Genomic DNA, 3166 nt, shown 5'->3' with positions numbered 1-3166 from the left:
CAAGGGCAGCTATGGCGATGTCGCGGTGATCGGCGGCGCATCCGGCATGGCGGGCGCCGCGCTGCTGGCCGGCYCCGCCGCGCTGCATGCGGGCGCGGGCCGCGTGTTCGTCGGCCTGCTCGACGCGAGCGCGGCCCCGGTCGACCTGGCGCAACCCGAGCTGATGCTGCGTGACGCGAGGTCGCTCGATCTCTCGGGCATGACGGCGGTCTGCGGATGCGGCGGCGGCACGGACATCCGCGCGGTGCTGCCGCGCGTGCTGGCGACGGCGGCCGCGCTGGTGCTCGACGCCGATGCATTGAACGCCATCGCAGTCGACGGCGCGCTGCAGGCCCAGTTGGCATCGCGTGCGCGGCGCGGCAGGCCGACGGTGATCACTCCGCATCCGCTCGAGGCCGCGCGTCTGCTGGACTGCGCGGCGGCCGACATCCAGGCCGACAGGCTCGCAGCCGCCCGCAAGCTCGCATCGCGCTACGGCGTGGTCGCCGTGCTCAAGGGATCGGGAACAGTGATTGCCGAAGGCGGCAGCACGCCGCCGGTGCTCARCCTGACCGGCAACGCGAAGCTCGCAACCGCCGGCACCGGCGACGTGCTCGCGGGAATGATCGGCGCTGCGCTGGCCGCACAGCGGCCGCCGTTCGAAGCGGCGCGCGAAGCCGTCTGGCGCCACGGCCGCATGGCCGACACCTGGCCGGCCGGCGCGCCGCCGCTGACGGCCGGCGCACTGGCGCGCCAGGCGCCCTGCTGACGGGTTCTAGCCGCGCCCGACGAAGGGCATCTTCGTCGCCATGACCGTATGGAACAGCACGTTGGCCTCCAGCGGCAGGTTCGCCATGTAGAGCACCGACTGGCCCACGATCTTCACGTCCATCAGCGGCTCGATCGCGAGCTCGCCGTTGGCCTGCGGCACGCCCTTGGCCATGCGCGCGGCCAGTTCCGTCATGGCGTTGCCCACGTCGATCTGGCCGACCGCGATGTCGTACTTGCGCCCGTCGAGCGAAGCGGTCTTGGTGAGGCCCTCGACCGCATGCTTGGTCGCGGTGTAGGCCGCGGAATTGGGCCGCGGCGCGGTGGCCGAGATGGAGCCGTTGTTGATGATGCGGCCGCCGCGCGGCGTTTGCGCCTTCATCGTGCGGAACGCCTGCTGGATGCAGAAGAACATGCCGCTCAGGTTGATGTCGACCACGCCGCGCCACTGCTCGGGCGTCCAGTCTTCGAACGGCCCCGGCGGGTTGCCCACGCCGGCGTTGTTGAACAGCAGGTCGACGCGGCCGAAGCGCTCCACCGCCGCGGCAAACAGCRCCTGCACCGATTCGGCATTGGCCACGTCGGTGGGCACTGCGAAGGCGCGAGCACCGGCGCCGGACTCTTCCGCCACCTGTTCCAGCGGCTCGAGGCGGCGCCCCGCCAGGGTCACGCTCCAGCCGTCGGCCAGCAGCGCCAGCGCCGCAGCGCGGCCGATGCCGGTGCCGGCGCCCGTGACGATCGCAATGCGGCCCTTGTTGTTTTCCACGCTCATGCTCGGTGTCTCCTTCTCGGTTTGTCTGTATGGATGGGATGCAATGCTGCGGCACGCATCATGCGCGCCGCGGCTTGCGGCCCTTCATCTTGTTGGCGGCCTTCTTGACGGCCGACTTGAAAGCCTGCATTGCCGACTGGGGGCCCGCCGCCGCGACGGTCGCGCTGCGCTCGACGCGCTGCTCAGACACGGCTTCGGCCTTGTGGCGCGAACTGCGCTTGGCCGATGCCTTGACCGGCACGCCGGCCGGGGCCGCACCCTTGTCCTTCATGGCGCGCGTGGTGAGGTCTTCGCCCTCGCGCACCAGGCGGAAATCGATCTTGCGCCCGTCCAGGTCGACACGGCTCACCTGCACCCGCACGCGGGTGCCGATGGCGTAGCGAATGCCGGTGCGCTCGCCGCGCAGTTCCTGGCGCATCTCGTCGAACTTGAAGTATTCGCCGCCGAGTTCGGTGATGTGCACCAGCCCCTCGACGTACATCGCATCGAGCGTCACGAAGATGCCGAAGGTGGTGGCCGCGGTGACGACGCCGCCGTACTCTTCGCCCAGGTGCTCGCGCATGTACTTGCACTTGAGCCAGGCTTCGACGTCGCGGCTGGCTTCGTCGGCGCGGCGCTCGTTGGCGCTGCAATGCAGGCCGGCCGCTTCCCAGGCCAGCACTTCCTTGGTCGGCGCGACGGTGGCTTTCTGCGGCTTGGTGGTCGGCGCCTTCACGCGCGAAGCCAGCCGCTTGGCGAGCTTGGCATGCGCCTCGCCCGGCGTCGGCAGCATCGGCAGCTGGTAGCGCGTCTTGCCGAGAATGGCCTTGATCACGCGGTGCACCAGCAGGTCGGGGTAGCGCCGGATCGGGCTCGTGAAGTGCGTGTAGGCCTCGTACGCCAGGCCGAAATGGCCGCTGTTGATGGGCGTGTAGATCGCCTGCTGCATCGAGCGCAGCAGCATGGTGTGGATCTGCTGCGCGTCGGGGCGCTCCTTGGTGGCTTCGGCAATCGCCTGGAACTCGCCGGGCCGCGGATCGTCGGTGATGCTCAAGCCCACGCCCATGGCCTTCAGGTACCCGCGCAGGATTTCCTTCTTCTCGGGCGTCGGGCCTTCGTGCACGCGGAACAGGCCCGGGTGCTTGCCTTCGGCGATGAAGTCGGCGCTGCACACGTTGGCCGCGAGCATGGCTTCTTCGATGAGGCGGTGCGCCTCGTTGCGCGTGCGGGGCACGATCTTCTCGATGCGGCCCGCGTCGTCGCAGATGATCTGCGTCTCGGTGGTTTCGAAGTCGACCGCGCCGCGCTTGCCGCGCTGCTTGAGCAGCGCCTTGTAGACGTCGGCCAGGTTCAGCAGGTCCTTGACGCGGTCCTTGCGCTTGGCAGCCTCGGGGCCGCGCGTGTTGCCAAGAATGGCGGCCACTTCGGTGTACGTGAAGCGCGCATGGCTGAACATCACGGCCGGGTAGAACTGGTAGGCGTAGATCTCGCCGTCGGCGGCCACGAGCATGTCGCACACCATGCACAGGCGTTCGACCTCGGGGTTGAGCGAGCACAGGCCGTTCGAGAGCTTCTCGGGCAGCATCGGAATCACGCGGCGCGGAAAGTAGACGCTGGTCGCGCGGTCGTAGGCATCGATGTCGATGGCCGAGCCGGTCTGCACATAGG

Annotated in this window: 3 protein-coding genes; 1 reads left to right on the top strand and 2 read right to left on the bottom strand. The window is 69.4% G+C overall.

Annotated features, from left to right (window positions below; all coding sequences use genetic code 11):
- Positions 1-748, top strand: a 748-nt coding sequence (locus AC1DOC_RS26095; protein WP_478130786.1) for an NAD(P)H-hydrate dehydratase, incomplete at its 5' end; no start/stop codon positions are given.
- Positions 749-754: 6 nt separating this feature from the next.
- Here the strand turns inward: AC1DOC_RS26095 and AC1DOC_RS26090 are convergent.
- Together AC1DOC_RS26090 and AC1DOC_RS26085 are read right to left on the bottom strand one after the other, a co-directional pair.
- Positions 755-1519, bottom strand: a complete 765-nt coding sequence (locus AC1DOC_RS26090) for an SDR family oxidoreductase (protein WP_478130785.1) — start codon at positions 1517-1519, stop codon at positions 755-757.
- A 58-nt stretch (positions 1520-1577) separates the two neighbouring features.
- Positions 1578-3166, bottom strand: a 1589-nt coding sequence (locus tag AC1DOC_RS26085; RefSeq protein ID WP_478130784.1) for a ribonuclease R family protein, incomplete at its 5' end; no start/stop codon positions are given.

The organism is Variovorax sp. 01T439_2, assembly GCF_056398445.1.
The sequence above is the reverse complement of the archived record's forward strand: the minus strand, read 5'-3'. Positions and strand labels throughout refer to the sequence as shown.